Genomic DNA, 16,420 nt, shown 5'->3' on the forward strand with positions numbered 1-16,420 from the left:
GCTCAGATAAGCTCCCGGCTGCCGATCAGCAGCGGCGGAATTTCGACCAGCTGCTTAGCGGCATCGCCGGAATCGATAATGGCGAACACCGCCTCCAGCATCGCCGGCACGTTCTGCTGAACCATATCGATATCGTGCCCCAGCAGATAGACGAAGGGATCCCAGTCAAAGCAGCCCATCGGCGGCTGCCCGGTGCCGGTCAGGCCCCGCTGGGCCAGCCAGCGGACGACCCCTTCAAGCGAGATGGTGGAGTTGACGAAGAAGCCCTGCAGATGCTCATCCGGCGCGCCGAAGCGGGCCTGCATGCTGGCCTCAACTTTGCCTTTCGAGTAGCCGGGGGCGAGAATATTTTCCGCCGGTACGCTCAGGCCGCGCGCCCGATGCGCGTCGTGAAAGCCGCGCAGGCGCTCAAGGGTGTTGTGGTCGCTGCTGCGTCCGCCGACGAAGGTCAGCGGTGCGAGGCTGCCGTGCCGGCGCAGGCTGTTGTCGAGGATTTTATCGGTCAGCGCCCGCGCCCCGGCGTAGTTATCGGAAATCACCGACGGCGCAATGGTGCCCGGCAGGTCAAGGTTGACGGTGGGCACGCCCGCCTGCTGGCACAGCTCGGTAATTTTGTCCGGGTTGGTCGCCCCGGTCGCCACCACCCAGTCCACCTGCCATGAGAGCATCGCCTTCACGGCTTCAATCTCCAGCTCCGGGCGTCGACGGGTACAGGTAATAATCGGCAGCAGGCCGCGCTCGCGCGCCATCTCTTCAAAGCTTTCGGCCACCGATCCGAAGTAGCGGTTATCATATTTAGGGACGATCATGCCGATCACGTGGGATTTTTTACTGCGCAGCATGCTGGCCTGGCGGTTGATCGCATAGCCCTGCTCTTCGGCAATCCGGGTAACCTTCTCCGCCAGCTTCGCGCTGATACGGCGCTTTTTCCAGTTGCCGTTGAGGATCGCGCTGACCGCGCTTGCCGAGACGCCGGATAATTCCGCCAGATCGTAGATAGTGATTTTTTTCATTTTCCCAACTTGCGTCACAAATTCATTTCGCTGTTAATTTACCCACTTGCTCAATCGATGAAGCTGGCGCACATTAGCTTCATCGATTGAGCTACCACTATGCTCCCCGGCGCGCCAGGTCGCACGCCGCTCAGTATCCAGCGTATATAAATAAATGATGCTGATATTCAAAATCTTAGCAAGTTTTAGTGCCTGACTCCAACGCTGGTCCCGGCTTATTGCGGGCCAGATCGATTTACCAAAATAGACTCGGTGAAGGATTATAAAATGAACCACTCTGTATCCTCTATGAATACTTCTCTCAATGGTAAAGTCGCTGCGGTGACCGGCGCGGCTTCCGGTATCGGCCTTGAATGCGCCAAAACCCTGCTCTCGGCGGGCGCGAAGGTGGTGCTGATCGACCGCGAAGGCGAAAAGCTCAATAAGATTGTGGCCGAACTGGGCGAAAACGCCTTTGCCCTGCAGGTGGATCTGATGCAGGGCGAACAGGTCGATAATATTCTGCCCGGCATTCTTAAGCTGGCGGGCGGGCTGGATATCTTCCACGCCAACGCCGGCGCCTATATCGGCGGGCCGGTGGCCGAAGGCGATCCGGACGTGTGGGATCGCGTGCTGCATCTCAACACCAACGCCGCCTTCCGCTGCGTGCGCAGCGTACTGCCGCACCTGATCGCACAGAAGTCCGGCGATATCATCTTCACCAGCTCCATCGCCGGGGTGGTGCCGGTTATCTGGGAGCCTATCTACACCGCCTCGAAATTTGCGGTTCAAGCCTTCGTGCACACCACCCGCCGTCAGGTGTCGCAGTACGGCGTACGCGTCGGCGCGGTCCTGCCTGGCCCGGTGGTGACCGCCCTGCTCGACGACTGGCCGAAAGAAAAAATGGAGGAGGCGCTGGCCAACGGCAGCCTGATGCAGCCGATTGAGGTGGCTGAATCCGTGCTGTTTATGGTGACCCGCTCGAAGAACGTCACCGTGCGCGACCTCGTTATCCTGCCTAACAGCGTGGATCTCTAACTCTTCAATCAGGCTGGCTAAAGGATGGCTCTATGAACTGCGATACACCAACCATTATTGGCGTCGATGTCGGCTCGGGCAGCGTGCGGGCGGGCATTTTCAACCTCAATGGTGAACTGCTCGCCCACGCGACGCGGGAGATTACCCTCTTTCGCAGCGCGGGCAGCATGGTTGAACAATCCAGCAGCGAGATTTGGCAGGCGGTGTGCGATTGTATTAAAACCGCGATCGCGCGCGCCGGCGCCGCGCCGGGCTCGGTGGCGGGCATTGGCTTCGACGCCACCTGTTCACTGGTGGTGGTCGGTGAAAACGACGCGCCGCTGGCGGTGGGTCCTTCAGAAGACCCCAACCGCGACATTATCGTCTGGATGGATCACCGCGCGACCGGGCAGGCGGAAAAGATTAACGCCACCCGTCATCCGGTGCTGCAGTACGTCGGCGGCATTATCTCGCCGGAGATGGAGACGCCGAAGATACTGTGGCTGAAAGAGAACCGCCCGCAGACCTATCGGCAGGCGCGACACTTTTTTGACCTCGCAGACTACCTCACCTGGCGCGCCACCGGCGACGAAGCCCGCTCGGTCTGTACCGTCACCTGTAAATGGACCTATCTGGCCCACGAGCAGCGCTGGGATGCCGACTACTTCCGCCAGATTGGGCTCGCCGAGCTGGCGGATGAAGACTTTGCGCGCATCGGCCAGCGCATTGTCGATCCGGGAACGCCCTGCGGCAGCGGCCTTACCGCCGTCGCCGCTCAGCAGATGGGCCTGCCCGTCGGAACGCCGGTGGCGGTTGGCATGATTGACGCCCACGCCGGCGGCATTGGCACCGTTGGGGTGCTCGACGGCGCGCTCAGCAATATGGCCTACGTGTTCGGCACCTCCTCCTGCACCATGACCACCTCGCAGGAGGCCATCTTCGTACCCGGCGTCTGGGGTCCGTACTACTCGGCGATGGTGCCGGGCTTCTGGCTTAATGAAGGCGGCCAGAGCGCGGCCGGCGCCGCTATCGACCGGCTGCTGAGCTTCCATCCGGCGGCGCACGAGGCCCGCCAGTTGGCGCAGGAGGCCGGGCTGCCGCTGCCGGTCTATCTCGCGGACCGGGTGCTGGCCCGCCTGGAGAACCCCTCCGAGGCGGTACACCTCGCCGCCGGCCTGCACGTGGTGCCCGAATTCTTAGGCAACCGCGCCCCGCTGGCGGATCCTGGCGCCAGGGCGATCGTTGCCGGGCTGGGAATGGAAGGGGATATCGATAATCTGCTGGCGCTGTACGTGGCCGGGCTGTGCGGTATCGGCTACGGCCTGCGGCAGATCCTTGATGCCCAGGAGGCCTGCGGCGTGCGCAGCGAGAATATCGTGATTAGCGGCGGCGCGGGGCAGCATCCGCTGGTTCGCCAGATGCTGGCCGATACCTGCGGGATCCCGGTGATGAGCACGGAGTGCAGCGAGCCGGTGCTGCTGGGTTCGGCGATTCTTGGCGCCGTCGCCGGCGGGGTTTGCGCGTCGCTGCCGGAGGCGATGACGCGGTTTACCCGGGTGGACAGGACCTATGGTAGCGCGACGCAGTATCAGGGGGTTCACCAGCGTAGGTATGAGGCTTATTTGGCTCTGCAGAAGACGGCAAGGCTGATAAGGGAGTAGCGGCGGGTGGCGTTCGGTGGGTTTAAGGAGGAGCCGGTCTGGCTCCCTGAGGTTTGCCGGTAGCCGCGGCGGAGGATATTTTCCTGCTGCGCAGGATGTTGCAGCCCGTTGCCGTCACATAAGGTTTGGTGGTCGCCACGGTGGAGGATATTTTCTTGCTCCGCAGGATATTGCGCTCCCCGGCGGTTTCCCTGCTCCATGTTTCCCGAAGCGCAGGGAGCGCACAGGGGGCGGCCCATCGCCGCCGCCCCCTGTGCCCCCGGGCTCCGGCCTGCCAGCAGCGTCTCAGCGATTTTGAGGCCGACAACACCCGCAGTTTCAGCCAGTATCGTTGCGGTGGCGGAGGATATTTTCTTGCTCCGCAGGATGTTGCGCTCCCCGGCGGTTTCCCTGCTCCATGTTTCCCGAAGCGCAGGGAGCGCACAGGGGGCGGCCCATCGCCGCCGCCCCCTGTACCCCCGGGCTCCGGCCAGCCAAAATCGCCGCTGCGCGGTCCCTTCGACCGATGCCGTCAGGCTGTCGGGTCGGGCCGAGGAAACGTCCTTGTAAATCACGGCCCTCAGCCCGCATCCATGCGGGCTGCCCCGGCCTGTCGGCAGCGTCTCAGCGATTTTGAGGCCGACAACACCCGCCGTTTCAGCTGGCTTCAGAGCATTCGATAAACGACATTCAAAGACATAAAAGACATGCCTAGGCTATGGTTACCTTGCCGTCGAGATAGACGTCCTGCACGGCGTTGATCAGCTTCACGCCGTCGGCCATCGATTTTTTGAAGGCTTTACGTCCGAGGATCAGCCCCATGCCGCCGGCGCGCTTGTTGATGACCGCCGTACGGACGGCATCGGTCAGGTCTGTTTCGCCCCCTGCTGCGCCGCCGGAGTTAATCAGCCCCGCCCGCCCCATATAGCAGTTCGCCAGCTGGTAGCGAACCAGGTCGATCGGGTTGTCGGTGGTCAGCTTGCTGTAGACGCGGTCGTCGGTATAGCCGAAGTTAACCGCCTTATAGCCGCCGTTATTTTCCGCCATTTTCTGCTTCACGATATCCGCGCCAATGGTCGCCGCGAGGTGGTTAGCCTGCCCGGTTAGATCGGCGGAGACGTGGTAATCAACGCCATCTTTCTTAAATGCCGGATTGCGCAGATAGGCCCACAGCACGGTGACCAGCCCCAGCTCATGCGCGCGTTCGAACGCCGCGGAGATCTCTTCTATCTGGCGCCGCGACTCTTCGGAACCGAAATAGATAGTTGCCCCCACCGCCACCGCGCCCATATTAAAGGCCTGCTCAACGCTGGCGTACAGCGTCTGGTCAAAGGTGTTCGGGTAGCTCAGGGTCTCGTTGTGATTGAGCTTAACGAGGAACGGAATGCGGTGCGCGTAGCGGCGCGATACCGAGGCCAGCACGCCGTAGGTTGACGCCACGCAGTTACAGCCGGCCTCAATCGCCAGCTCGACGATATTTTTCGGATCGAAGTACAGCGGGTTGGCGGCAAAAGAGGCGCCGGCCGAGTGCTCCACGCCCTGGTCAACCGGCAGGATCGACAGGTAGCCGGTGCCGGCCAGGCGCCCCGTGTTGTACAGGGTTTGCATATTACGCAGCACCGCCGGCGGACGATTGTTATCAACCATCACCCGGTCGACGTAATCCGATCCCGGTAAATAGAGCTGATCGGCTGGAATAGTCATACAACGGTGCTGTAACAGGCTGTCGGCATCTTTGCCAAGCAACTGCGTAATATCAGTCATAGCAATAACTCCCGTAAGGCCGGCCGCGGCCGGCGTCAATGTTCCTGACCCAACTTTTTTGGGCAGGTTAAGCCTGGTACCGACTTAGCAGATTTTCCAGCCGGGATCGCATTTTTTCAGCAACATCTGCTGGCACGATTCAGATACGAAAAAGTGTTAGCTTGCTCAAACAATCAGCGCAATGGTATTTCAAAGGTATTATCAAGTGGTACTCTCAATGCGTACCTTACTTGTCATGAAGGATCTCCAAATGAAAACTACAGCAAAGCTGTCGTTCATGATGTTCGTTGAGTGGTTTATCTGGGGAGCGTGGTTTGTTCCCCTGTGGCTGTGGCTGAGCAAAAGCGGCTTCAGCGCCGGCGAAATTGGCTGGTCCTATGCCTGTACCGCCATCGCCGCTATTCTCTCCCCGGTGCTGGTCGGCTCGCTGACGGACCGCTTCTTCTCGGCGCAAAAAGTACTGGCGATTCTGATGTTCGCCGGGGCAATACTGATGTACTTCGCCGCGCAGCAGACCACCTTCAGCGGCTTCTTCCCGCTGCTGCTGGCCTACTCGCTCACCTACATGCCGACCATCGCCCTAACCAACAGCATCGCCTTTTCCAACGTTGCCGACGTCGAGCGCGATTTCCCGCGCATTCGGGTCATGGGGACCATCGGCTGGATCGGCTCCGGCCTGGTATGCGGCTTCCTGCCGGGAATGCTCGGCCTGAGCGATATCTCACCCACCAACGTACCGTTGCTGATCGCCGCGGGGAGCTCACTGGTGCTGGGGATTTTTGCGCTGTGCCTGCCGGATACGCCGCCGAAGAGCACCGGCAAGCTGAACCTGAAGGTGATGCTGGGGCTGGACGCGCTGATCATGCTGCGCGACCGCAACTTCCTCGTCTTTTTCTTCTGCTCGTTCCTCTTCGCCATGCCGCTGGCCTTCTACTACATCTTTGCCAACGGCTATCTCAGCGAATCGGGAATGAATAATGCCACCGGCTGGATGACTCTCGGCCAGTTCTCTGAAATCTTCTTTATGCTGGCGCTGCCGTTCTTCACCCGGCGCTTTGGTATTAAAAAGGTTCTATTGTTTGGTCTTATTACCGCCGCCATCCGCTACGGCTTTTTCGTCTACGGCGCGGCAGATAACTATTTCACCTATACGCTGATGTTCCTCGGTATTCTGCTGCACGGCGTCAGCTACGACTTCTATTACGTCACCGCCTATATCTACGTCGATAAAAAGGCGCCGGTGGCGATGCGCAACGCCGCTCAGGGGCTAATCACCCTCTGCTGTCAGGGATTCGGCAGCCTGCTGGGCTACCGCCTCGGCGGGGTGATGATGGAGAAAATGTTTGCCTACCCGACGCCGGTTAACGGCCATACCTTTAACTGGGCTGGGATGTGGACGTTCGGCGCCATAATGATTGCCGTTATCGCCGTCCTGTTCATGGTGTTCTTCCGCGAGTCGGATAAGGAGATCACCACCATTGACATCGATACGCAGGATGCTGCGCTTACACAAGAGGAAGTCAAATGAAAGCAGAACGTATTCTCGGAGCCCTTTACGGGCAGGCGTTAGGGGATGCGATGGGCATGCCGTCGGAGCTATGGCCAAGATCGCGGGTGAAGGCCCATTTCGGCTGGATCGACCGTTTCCTGCCCGGTCCGGCGGAAAACAATGCCGCCTGTTACTTTGCCGAGGCCGAGTTCACCGACGACACCTCGATGGCCCTGTGCCTCGCCGATGCCATCATCGAGTGCGACGGGCGGATTGTTCCCGATACCATCGGTCGCCACATCCTGCGCTGGGCGGAGGAGTTTGACGCCTTTAATAAAAACGTCCTCGGGCCGACGTCGAAAATCGCCCTCAAGGCCATTCGCCGCGGCACGCCGGTGAGCGAGCTGGAGAATAACGGGGTGACCAACGGCGCGGCCATGCGCGCCTCGCCGCTGGGATGCCTGCTGCCGACCGGCGACCTCGACGCCTTTATTCACGAGGTCGCCGCCGCCTCCAGCCCGACGCATAAATCTGATTTAGCCATCGCCGGCGCGACGGTCATCGCCTGGGCCATCTCGCGCGCCGTTGACGGCGCAAGCTGGTCCGCCATCGCCGACGCGCTACCGGCCATCGCCGGGCACGCCCAGCAGCAGCGCACCACCACCTTTAGCGCCTCGCTGGCCCTGCGCATTGAGCTGGCGCTGCGCACCGTTCGCGGCGCGGGTGGAGTCGAGTCCGCCTGCGAGCAGCTTTATCAGCTGGTGGGGGCCGGAACCAGCACTATCGAATCCGTGCCCTGCGCCGTGGCGATGGTGGAGCTTGCCGGCACCGACCCTAACCGCTGCGCGGTACTTTGCGCCAACCTTGGCGGCGATACCGATACCATCGGCGCGATGGCCACCGCCATCTGCGGGGCGCTCAACGGCATAGCGGCCATCGATAGCCGGCTCAAAGCGCGTCTGGACGAGGTCAACAGACTCGACTTCACGCGCTACGCCGACGCTCTCGGCCGCTACCGCCGGCAGCGGGAGGCGCAATGAATAGCCGCCAGCTGAGCGATAAGCTCGCCACCCTCAGCGCCGTCAGGCCGGTGACGGTTATCGGGGCCGCGGTGATCGACGTCATTGCGGACGCCTACGCCCTGCCGTGGCGCGGTTGCGATATCGAGCTGCGGCAGCAGAGCGTCAACGTTGGCGGCTGCGCCCTGAATATTGCGGTGGCGCTAAAAAGGCTGGGTATCGCGGCGCAAAACGCCCTGCCGGTCGGCGAAGGGGTGTGGGCAGACATCATCCGCAATCGCCTGGCGCAGGAGGGGATAACCAGCGTTATCACCCGCGCCAGCGGCGACAACGGCTGGTGCCTGGCGCTGGTGGAGCCGGACGGGGAGCGCACGTTTATGTCGTTCAGCGGCGTCGAAAACCAGTGGCGCGACGACTGGCTCACGCCGCTCAGCGCCGGGCCCAGCGGCCTGGTCTATCTTTCCGGCTACCAGCTGGCCTCCCCCAGCGGCGAGCGGCTGGTGGCGTGGCTGGAGAAGCAGCGTGACGTCACGCCGTTTATCGACTTTGGTCCGCGCATTGCCGATATCCCCGAGGCATTCATGGCGCGCCTGATGGCGCTGAAGCCACTGATTTCCGTTAACCGTCAGGAGGCGCTGATTGCCGCCGAGGCCAACGGCTTCTCCGCCGAGGTGAGCGAGTTCGGCGCCGCGTGGCTGAAGAAGTATGGCGCTCCGCTGATCGTCCGCCTGGATAAAGAAGGCGCGTGGTATTTCAGCCCGCAGGGCTGCGGTGAGGTCGCGGCCTTCCCGGCGACGGTGGTCGATACCATCGGCGCCGGGGACAGCCACGCGGGCGGCACTCTGGCCGGACTTGCCGCCGGCTGGAGCCTGCAGGAGGCGGTGACGCTGGGGAATGCGGTGGCGGCATGGGTGGTCAGCCACCGTGGCGGCGACTGCGCCCCGGATCGCGAAACCCTACTCCTCGCACACAAAGACGTATAGATCGCTGCGGCAGTAGCTAATGCTGTATTCGATAGGGTGCTGGTGCTGATCGAGGGCAACCTGCTTGATCACCAGCACAGGGATCGCGCTATCCATCTGAATATGCGACTGAAACTCGGCATCCGGCATGCGGGCGCTGACCCGGGAGCGGGTGCGCTGGGGGAGGATCTGCTGGCTGCGGAAGTAGTCGTACAGCGAGACGCTGATCGCCTCGACGTCGTGGATAAGGTGCGCGGGCACCCACGACTCTTCGAGCGATACCGCCGCGTCATCCACGTAGCGAATGCGCTTGAGCATAAACACGTCGCTGCCGGCGGCAATCGCCAGCTGCTGCGCGACCTCCTCCGGACATTTGACGATCCGCTTGTTGACCCACAGGGTGTCGGGCTTTTTGCCGCGCAGCACAACCTGCTGGGTAAAGCCGCGCGCCTCCTTCAGCGAATACTCGAAAATATTGTTAACCCGGGTGCCGTAGCCCTGGGCGCGGGTGACCACGCCCTCATCTTCCAGCGTCCTCAGCGCCTTGCGCACGGTGATGCGCGACACGCCGGTGAGCTGGCTCAGATCGCGCTCGCCGGGCAGGATATTGCCGTTTTCCAGCCAGCCGCTGCGCACGGCGTCTTTGATGGTGTCGGCAAACCTGATGTACAGCGGCGCGTTATCCTCCGCGGCCATGCGTTCAACGAGCTGGTGAATCAACCGGGTATGCGCCTGTTCCATTTGTCTTTTCCTGACTGAAATCTGGCGTCAGTATATCAGGCTTACCACCAGGCGTGGAAATGATGCACCGGGCCAATCCCCTGCCCCACCTCCAGCGAATCCGCCTGCGCCAGCGCCGCCGAGAGCCAGCCTTTGGCCTCGGCGACCGTTTGCCCCCAGTCGCCGTAGCGCGGGCGCAGCGCGGCCAGCGCGGCGGAGAGCGTACAGCCGGTGCCGTGGGTATTTTTGGTGAGGATCCGCGGGGCAGTGAAGCGCTGCTCGCCTTCGGCGCTAAAGAGCCAGTCCGGGCTTTCGGCATCATCGAGATGACCGCCCTTCATCAGCACCGCGCCGCAGCCCAGCGCCAGCAGCGCCCGGCCCTGCTCGAGCATCTCTTTTTCATTGCGCGCGTGCGGCGCATCCAGCAGCGCCGCGGCCTCCGGCAGGTTGGGCGTTATCAGCGAAACCTGCGGCAGCAGCCGGGTGCGCAGCGTCGCCACCGCCGACGCTGACAGCAGCGGATCGCCGCTTTTCGCCAGCATCACCGTATCCAGCACCACGTTGGCGATCCGATAGCGCGCCAGCCGCTCCGCCACGGCCTCGACGATATCCGTCTCCGCCAGCATGCCAATCTTGGTGGTATCGATACGGACGTCGCTGAACACCGAGTCCAGCTGGGCGGCAACAAAGTCAGGCTCGATGCGGTACACCGACTGCACGCCGCGGGTATTCTGCGCCACCAGCGCGGTGATCACCGAGCAGCCGTAGGCCCCGAGGGCGGAGAAGGTTTTAAGATCGGCCTGAATGCCCGCGCCGCCGCTGGGATCGGTGCCGGCAATCGTTAAGGCATTGATTCGCTTCATTGCAGCTCCTCCCCGTACAGCGCATCAAGGAACGCCGGGGTAAAGCTGCCCGGACCGCCCTGACGAGCAGCCCGCCCGCCCGCCAGCTTCATCAGGCCACAGGCCGCCGCGACGTTTTCCAGTCGGTCGCCGGGCAGCGCCGTACTGGCGGCAACCACCGCAGACAGGGCGCAGCCGGTGCCAACAACCCGGGTCATCAGGGGATCCCCGCCGCTGACGGCGCACGTGCGCTGGCCGTCGGTGACGTAATCCACCTCACCGGTCACCGCCACCACCGTATTCAGCTGACGCGCCAGCGCCCGGGCGGCCGGCAGCGCCGCCGCCGCGGTATCAGTGGTATCGACCCCGCGCCCGCCGCCGCTCATCCCCGCGAGGGCCATAATTTCCGAGGCGTTGCCGCGAACGGCAGCCGGCTGCAGGGTTAGCAGGTCGCGACAGAATTCGCTGCGCAGCGTGAGCGCCCCGACCGCAACCGGGTCCAGCACCCACGGCTTGCCCGCCCGCTGCGCGCTGGAGACGGCCGCGCGCATGGCGTCGGCGCGGTCGACGGTTAAGGTGCCGACGTTAATCAGCAGCGCATCGGCGATGGCGGCAAACTGGCTGGCCTCCTGCGGGTCAATCACCATCGCCGGGGAAGCGCCAATCGCCAGCAGAACGTTGGCGGTGAACGTCTGCACCACGTCGTTGGTCATGCAGTGAATAAGGGGGGAGTGGCGGCGAAAAAGATGTTGCAGATGCGCGATATGCGCGGGGTTCAGTGGCTCAGCTTGCATCGTTTGCTCCAGCCAGGCGATGAAGAAGCAACGACCTTGTGGTCTCTGACTTCCCTACGCTGGCATTATCCAGATCAGGTGGTACGGGTTTTTCTCAGCCTTCACAAGGAAGGGCACCCCGAGTCATGTAGATTGAATCTCTATACTTTTTGCCAGATTAGGGGAAGTGGCTGGCTGATGCAAGCGCGCCCTTGTGGTTATCGCTTCTTCGCCTTAGAAAGGTATCTGACCCTTTTTGCCCCCACCGAACTGGAAAAAGCAGCCGAAGCGCCTTTATCTTATCCACCCGGTGAAGATTGAGCGCGTGAATCGCTGGCGATGGTGTGTGGTAAGAATGTATCAAGTCTCAGATTGAATATAGGATGCAACGTGTACGCTGGCGCATTGCCGCTACTGGACGGCATTGCAGAACTACGTAGCGAATTACCGTTAAGGGTTATTTTATTGTGTCTTCTATCCTTCTTTCTTCGGTTTCATCCATGCATCATCCTAAGCTGGCAATGACATTCCACTCTCCTTATTTGGTTAACTTTCCATTGCCATCAATAAAAAATTCATGAGCGTACTTTTTATTATTTAACCCATAATTGATCGCATAGGTGTGATTATTCTTCCATTTCACATTTATGCAATTATCCGGATAAGAAGAATTTGATTTATTATAACCTGAGCTAACCACTGTTTCTATTTTACCGTTTTCCCTTGTATCAACAGTGTAATAGTTCAATACATCTTTATCATCTTCACTGAAACAAAGATGTTCGCCCTTGATAAATGTCGTTCTTGGGTGTGGCGCAGGATTACCGCCAGGGCAACCGGAAAGAAGGAAAACTAAAAGTAGAATAGTTAATCTCTTCATGCCGGAAATCCCTTCATCACACTTCCGTATCTTAGGAGCAATGAGTAATCAGACTCTTTAGGCTCATAGTCTCATCTACAGGCATTCAAAATCCCTCTACTCTGCAATGGCATTGGTCATTTATCGTACTACCATGCAATCAAATAGAGGAAATATTTTTTCCGGGAAAGTTCTGATTATCAGCTGGTCAATGCAACTCCGGATGACAAAAGATATTGTCCTGATGCGCTTCTGATGGCCGTGGATTTAGATCCGCTTAATAGGCCATACAAGTTAACTTAAGCCCTTCGATTTTAAGCGCTGCCCCGGAGCGAGAGTCCAGACTTTCAGAGCTTTCCCTGAAATCTCCATTCCTGATAACGGCCGCACACGTGTACGATTGACACTCAAAACAACACAAAATATGAGGATTAATAGAGTGGCAATAATGGTCATAAGGGAGCGACGAATGACAGGGTTTTATAAAGTAAACTCGCATAGCATTTATAGCGTTTATCTGAATACGGCTGACCCATTGAATGATAAAGATTGTGACCAACCGGCCTTTAATCGTCTTTCCGCTAACGTGGGGAATAGTCCTGGAGTCAGATCGTTGCGGCCAGTAGCGACAAAACTCTGCTAGTGGAAGATTAAAAATGATGAAAAAAGCACTCATTTTCACCCTGGCTGCGGTTCACCCCGCTTCTTATGCTGACGGTCTCGGCTGCGCTTCCGTGGGTGCGTCAATGGAATTATCCCTGTTTGACGCTATCTCAAAGGATTTAAAAATCGATCCAGCCGCGATTCAAAGAGATAAAACGACGGTAGAGATAATCAATACGGCAACCGTATCAGAACTCTATGCAGAATCGCTGGCTAAAAGGGACCATAAAGAAAGCATTGATAAAGGCCTGGCGACAATTCCCGTGAGGGATTATTTCTCCAGCTACTATGAGAACAACGCTCAGTCCATTACCGCAAAATATACCTACACCAACGTCCGGGGCATGAAAGATATATTCATTGCCTCCAGCCTTATGAATAAAGATGAGTGTTCCATCAGATTTAATGGCTACCTTACCCTCGGCAGAGAGTTTTAATAGTTAACGGGGCTTAGGGATCTATAAAACCCTTTATTTCTTAATTAATTTTAGCGTTATCACTATATCTTGCCTGGTCACTATGTGAACCTCAGCTAATCCCCCAGACAAAAAGCGTGTCCTTTGGAGCAGCAGGCTCATGCTGTTTCCCAGCGGCCGCAGCAGCGGCCCTTTCCCGCGCTTCCTGCACGCCAATCGTCTGTTTTTTTCGATCGCGCTGCGGCTCCTTAGCACATTGTTGGGCCAGACGGCCTTCGTTCTGCTGCCTGAACCATGTCCCATGCCATAGAAACGCCCGGCAACAAATCTAGTACTAAAGTAGTAATTTATTAACTAAATGAAGATTTATGTAACCAAAAATTCGCCCTTTTTAAACAAGTAGTTATAGTTTTAGCAAGCGTTACAAGGTGTGACCCGTTGTCACATCGATATTACCGAGTGAATCACCGAAAAATCATGAGGATTCCAATGAAATTGACACCAATAGTAAAGGGAATGGCGTTAGCCGGGGTGCTATCGACCTTTGCCCTTTCCGCCTGGGCAGACACTTCCCCCAAAGAAGCGACCGCCGCCACCAAACAGGCAAACGATGCCCTTTACAACCAGCTGCCCTTCTCCGACAACACCGATTTTAGTAACGCGCATAAAGGCTTTATTGCCGCTCTGCCTGGCGATGTCATCAAAGGCGAGCAGGGCAACGTCGTCTGGGATCCTCAGCAGTACGCCTTCATCAAAGAAGGGGAAAAGGCGCCGGATACCGTCAACCCGAGCCTGTGGCGTCAGTCTCAGCTGATTAACATCAGCGGCCTGTTTGAAGTGACCGAAGGCGTCTATCAGATCCGCAACCTCGATCTCTCCAACATGACCATCATCGAAGGTAAAGAAGGCATTACCGTCGTTGACCCGCTGGTATCCGCTGAAACCGCGAAAGTGGGCATGGACCTGTACTACAAAAACCGCGGCAAGAAGCCGGTGGTGGCCGTTATCTACACCCACAGCCACGTTGACCACTACGGCGGCGTGCGCGGCGTCATTGATGAAGCCGACGTGAAGTCGGGCAAAGTGAAAGTCTATGCGCCGGCCGGCTTTATGGAAGCCGCCGTGGCGGAAAACATCATGGCCGGTAACGTCATGAGCCGTCGCGCCAGCTATATGTACGGCAACCTGCTGAAGCCGGAAGCCACCGGCCAGGTCGGCGCAGGGCTGGGTACCACCACCTCTGCCGGCACCGTGACCCTGATTGCTCCGACCAACATCATTGAAAAAGACGGCCAGAAAGAGGTTATCGACGGCCTGACCTATGATTTCATGCTGGCGCCGGGCTCTGAAGCACCGTCTGAAATGCTGTGGTATATCGAAGAGAAGAAGCTCATCGAAGCGGCGGAAGACGTCACCCATACCCTGCACAACACCTACTCCCTGCGCGGGGCCAAAATCCGCGAGCCGCTGCCGTGGTCGAAATATATCAACGAAGCGATCGTTCGCTGGGGCGACAAAGCTGAGATCATCATGGCTCAGCACCACTGGCCGACCTGGGGCAACGAAAACGTCGTCACCCTGCTGAAGAGCCAGCGTGACCTCTATCGTTACATCAACGACCAGACCCTGCGCATGGCTAACGAAGGGCTGACCCGCGACGAAATTGCCGCCAAATTCAAGCTGCCGGACAGCCTGGCGCACACCTGGGCCAACCGCGGCTACTACGGTTCCGTCAGCCACGACGTGAAGGCCACCTACGTGCTGTACCTCGGCTGGTTCGACGGCAACCCGGCCACCCTCGACGAGCTGCCGCCGGAAGAAGCGGCTAAAAAGTTTGTTGATTACATGGGCGGCGCCGACGCCATCATGAAGAAGGCCAAAGAGGACTATGACCAGGGTAACTACCGCTGGGTAGCCCAGGTGGTGAGCAAAATCGTCTTCGCCGACCCGAAAAACCAGGCGGCGCGTAATCTGGAAGCGGATGCCCTGGAGCAGCTGGGTTACCAGGCTGAATCCGGTCCGTGGCGCAACTTCTACCTCACCGGCGCGCAGGAGCTGCGCAACGGCGTGGTGAAAGGCCCGACGCCGAACACCGCCAGCCCGGATACCGTCCGCGCGATGACCCCGGAAATGTTCTTTGACTATCTGGCGGTACACATCAACGGTGAGAAAGCCGGTAAAGCCAAAGCGGTCTTCAACATCGACCTCGGCAACGACGGCGGCAAGTATAAGCTGGAGCTGGAAAACGGCGTGCTGAACCACACCGCGAAGGCCGAAGCGAAAGATGCGGATGCCACTATCGTGCTGGACCGTGCGACCCTGAACAAAATCATCCTGAAAGAAGAAACGCTGAAACAGGCTGAAGATAAGGGTGAAGTGAAGGTCACCGGTAACGGGACGAAGCTGGATGAGATGCTGGGCTACATGGACAAGTTCGAGTTCTGGTTCAACATTGTGACGCCGTAAACCTCCCCCCGCGGCCTCCGGTCGCGGGATTTCTCTGCGCTAATACTCCTCGGGCAGCGCCGGGTCGATAGACACCAGCTTTCCTCTTGCCATCGTGATGTAGCCCCCGGCCTTGAGGTCGGCAAGCACCCGGAAAACGTGGGTCCGCGAAAGATTGGTTCGCTTGATGATAAACAGCGCCAGGCCTTCATTTTCACCCTCATGCGTATTCTGCCGGTAGAGATAGCGAAACAGCATCGGCCGGATGGTCTGGTAGCTGGTCAGCTGCCGACGCTCGTTATGCAGGTCGATGGTGAAAATAGTCATATACACCAGAATCGTCGCCAGCTCCTGCACGCGCTGCGGATTATTTTGGATAAAGATACGGTCAAACGCCTCATAGGATATTTTAATAAGCCTGACCGGCGCGCTCCCCATATATTCAAACTTTGCCAGCGGGCAGTATCTTTCCATTAGGCCAATCGGCATATGCTCAATGCTATTCCCGATATTAAGACCGTCCTCCGGCATTAATATTGATAAAGAACCGCCGGTACAAAAATAAATATAGCCGGCCTTGACTTCTAATTTTTTATTGGCAGGCAACAACACGTCCTCGCCTTCCTGAATGATTTCATCCAGATAGCTATCAATCTCTAACGTGCTGTAATAACCGTGTATTTCCTGAAAATTCACCGCATGCCCTTACTCCATTCTGCCGTAAGCTCAGTATAGCAGCGAGTCCGGCGTGGATTCGAGGCCTACCGTTGTTATTTTCCAGGCAGTCCCATATGGGACTATTAACGCCATCTATTCCAC

General features: G+C 58.7%; 14 protein-coding genes and 1 riboswitch. Of the genes, 7 read left to right on the plus strand and 7 right to left on the minus strand.

What is annotated here, in order from left to right:
• Nucleotides 1-2: 2 nt before the first annotated feature.
• Nucleotides 3-1,013, minus strand: coding sequence for a LacI family DNA-binding transcriptional regulator (locus M2416_RS22035; protein ID WP_076945699.1), 1,011 nt, complete (start codon nt 1,011-1,013; stop codon nt 3-5).
• 267 nt (nt 1,014-1,280) lie between these two features.
• On the opposite strand from M2416_RS22035, the gene M2416_RS22040 reads away from it, so the two are divergent.
• The gene (locus M2416_RS22040; protein ID WP_041146423.1) at nt 1,281-2,030 is read left to right on the plus strand and encodes an SDR family oxidoreductase; all 750 of its coding nucleotides are present in this window, start codon (nt 1,281-1,283) and stop codon (nt 2,028-2,030) included.
• A gap of 32 nt (nt 2,031-2,062) precedes the next feature.
• Entirely contained in the window at nt 2,063-3,670 is a 1,608-nt protein-coding gene (locus tag M2416_RS22045) for an FGGY-family carbohydrate kinase (RefSeq protein WP_259226772.1), read from the plus strand.
• 690 nt (nt 3,671-4,360) lie between these two features.
• Here M2416_RS22045 and fbaB read toward each other — a convergent pair.
• On the minus strand, nt 4,361-5,413 hold the full coding sequence (gene fbaB, locus M2416_RS22050) for a class I fructose-bisphosphate aldolase (RefSeq protein ID WP_259226774.1): 1,053 nt from the start codon (nt 5,411-5,413) through the stop codon (nt 4,361-4,363).
• 250 nt (nt 5,414-5,663) lie between these two features.
• On the opposite strand from fbaB, the gene M2416_RS22055 reads away from it, so the two are divergent.
• The 3 genes from M2416_RS22055 to M2416_RS22065 are packed head-to-tail and all read left to right on the plus strand — an operon-like array spanning nt 5,664 to nt 8,904.
• Nucleotides 5,664-6,941, plus strand: a complete 1,278-nt coding sequence (locus tag M2416_RS22055; RefSeq protein WP_259226776.1) for a nucleoside permease — start codon at nt 5,664-5,666, stop codon at nt 6,939-6,941.
• Nucleotides 6,938-7,942: an ADP-ribosylglycohydrolase family protein gene (locus M2416_RS22060; RefSeq protein ID WP_259226778.1), complete on the plus strand. Its 1,005-nt coding sequence runs from the start codon at nt 6,938-6,940 to the stop codon at nt 7,940-7,942. The genes M2416_RS22055 and M2416_RS22060 overlap by 4 nt, the downstream gene beginning before the upstream one ends.
• Nucleotides 7,939-8,904: a PfkB family carbohydrate kinase gene (locus tag M2416_RS22065; RefSeq protein ID WP_259226781.1), complete on the plus strand. Its 966-nt coding sequence runs from the start codon at nt 7,939-7,941 to the stop codon at nt 8,902-8,904. The genes M2416_RS22060 and M2416_RS22065 overlap by 4 nt, the downstream gene beginning before the upstream one ends.
• Here the strand turns inward: M2416_RS22065 and M2416_RS22070 are convergent.
• The 4 genes from M2416_RS22070 to M2416_RS22085 form a co-directional block, all read right to left on the minus strand.
• Complete coding sequence (locus M2416_RS22070; protein ID WP_195710807.1) at nt 8,878-9,624, minus strand: GntR family transcriptional regulator; 747 nt, start codon at nt 9,622-9,624, stop codon at nt 8,878-8,880. The two genes, M2416_RS22065 and M2416_RS22070, sit on opposite strands and share 27 nt — an antisense overlap.
• Nucleotides 9,625-9,665: 41 nt before the next feature.
• On the minus strand, nt 9,666-10,466 hold the full coding sequence (thiD, locus tag M2416_RS22075) for a bifunctional hydroxymethylpyrimidine kinase/phosphomethylpyrimidine kinase (protein ID WP_259226784.1): 801 nt from the start codon (nt 10,464-10,466) through the stop codon (nt 9,666-9,668).
• On the minus strand, nt 10,463-11,239 hold the full coding sequence (gene thiM / locus M2416_RS22080) for a hydroxyethylthiazole kinase (protein WP_259226785.1): 777 nt from the start codon (nt 11,237-11,239) through the stop codon (nt 10,463-10,465). The genes thiD and thiM overlap by 4 nt, the downstream gene beginning before the upstream one ends.
• Before the next feature lie 34 nt (nt 11,240-11,273).
• Nucleotides 11,274-11,370, minus strand: a riboswitch (TPP riboswitch).
• A 386-nt stretch (nt 11,371-11,756) separates the two neighbouring features.
• Complete coding sequence (locus M2416_RS22085) at nt 11,757-12,098, minus strand: putative T6SS immunity periplasmic lipoprotein (RefSeq protein WP_259226787.1); 342 nt, start codon at nt 12,096-12,098, stop codon at nt 11,757-11,759.
• A 638-nt stretch (nt 12,099-12,736) separates the two neighbouring features.
• Between M2416_RS22085 and M2416_RS22090 the strand changes: the two genes are divergently transcribed.
• Nucleotides 12,737-13,177, plus strand: coding sequence for a Shiga toxin A subunit (locus tag M2416_RS22090; protein ID WP_259226947.1), 441 nt, complete (start codon nt 12,737-12,739; stop codon nt 13,175-13,177).
• Between the two features lie 468 nt (nt 13,178-13,645).
• Nucleotides 13,646-15,622: an alkyl/aryl-sulfatase gene (locus tag M2416_RS22095; protein WP_195710771.1), complete on the plus strand. Its 1,977-nt coding sequence runs from the start codon at nt 13,646-13,648 to the stop codon at nt 15,620-15,622.
• A 39-nt stretch (nt 15,623-15,661) separates the two neighbouring features.
• Here M2416_RS22095 and M2416_RS22100 read toward each other — a convergent pair whose 3' ends face one another.
• Nucleotides 15,662-16,297: a helix-turn-helix domain-containing protein gene (locus tag M2416_RS22100; protein WP_259226790.1), complete on the minus strand. Its 636-nt coding sequence runs from the start codon at nt 16,295-16,297 to the stop codon at nt 15,662-15,664.
• Between the last annotated feature and the right edge of the window lie 123 nt (nt 16,298-16,420).

Source organism: Klebsiella sp. BIGb0132, assembly GCF_024810075.1.
Taxonomy (GTDB): Bacteria; Pseudomonadota; Gammaproteobacteria; order Enterobacterales; family Enterobacteriaceae; genus Klebsiella; species Klebsiella terrigena.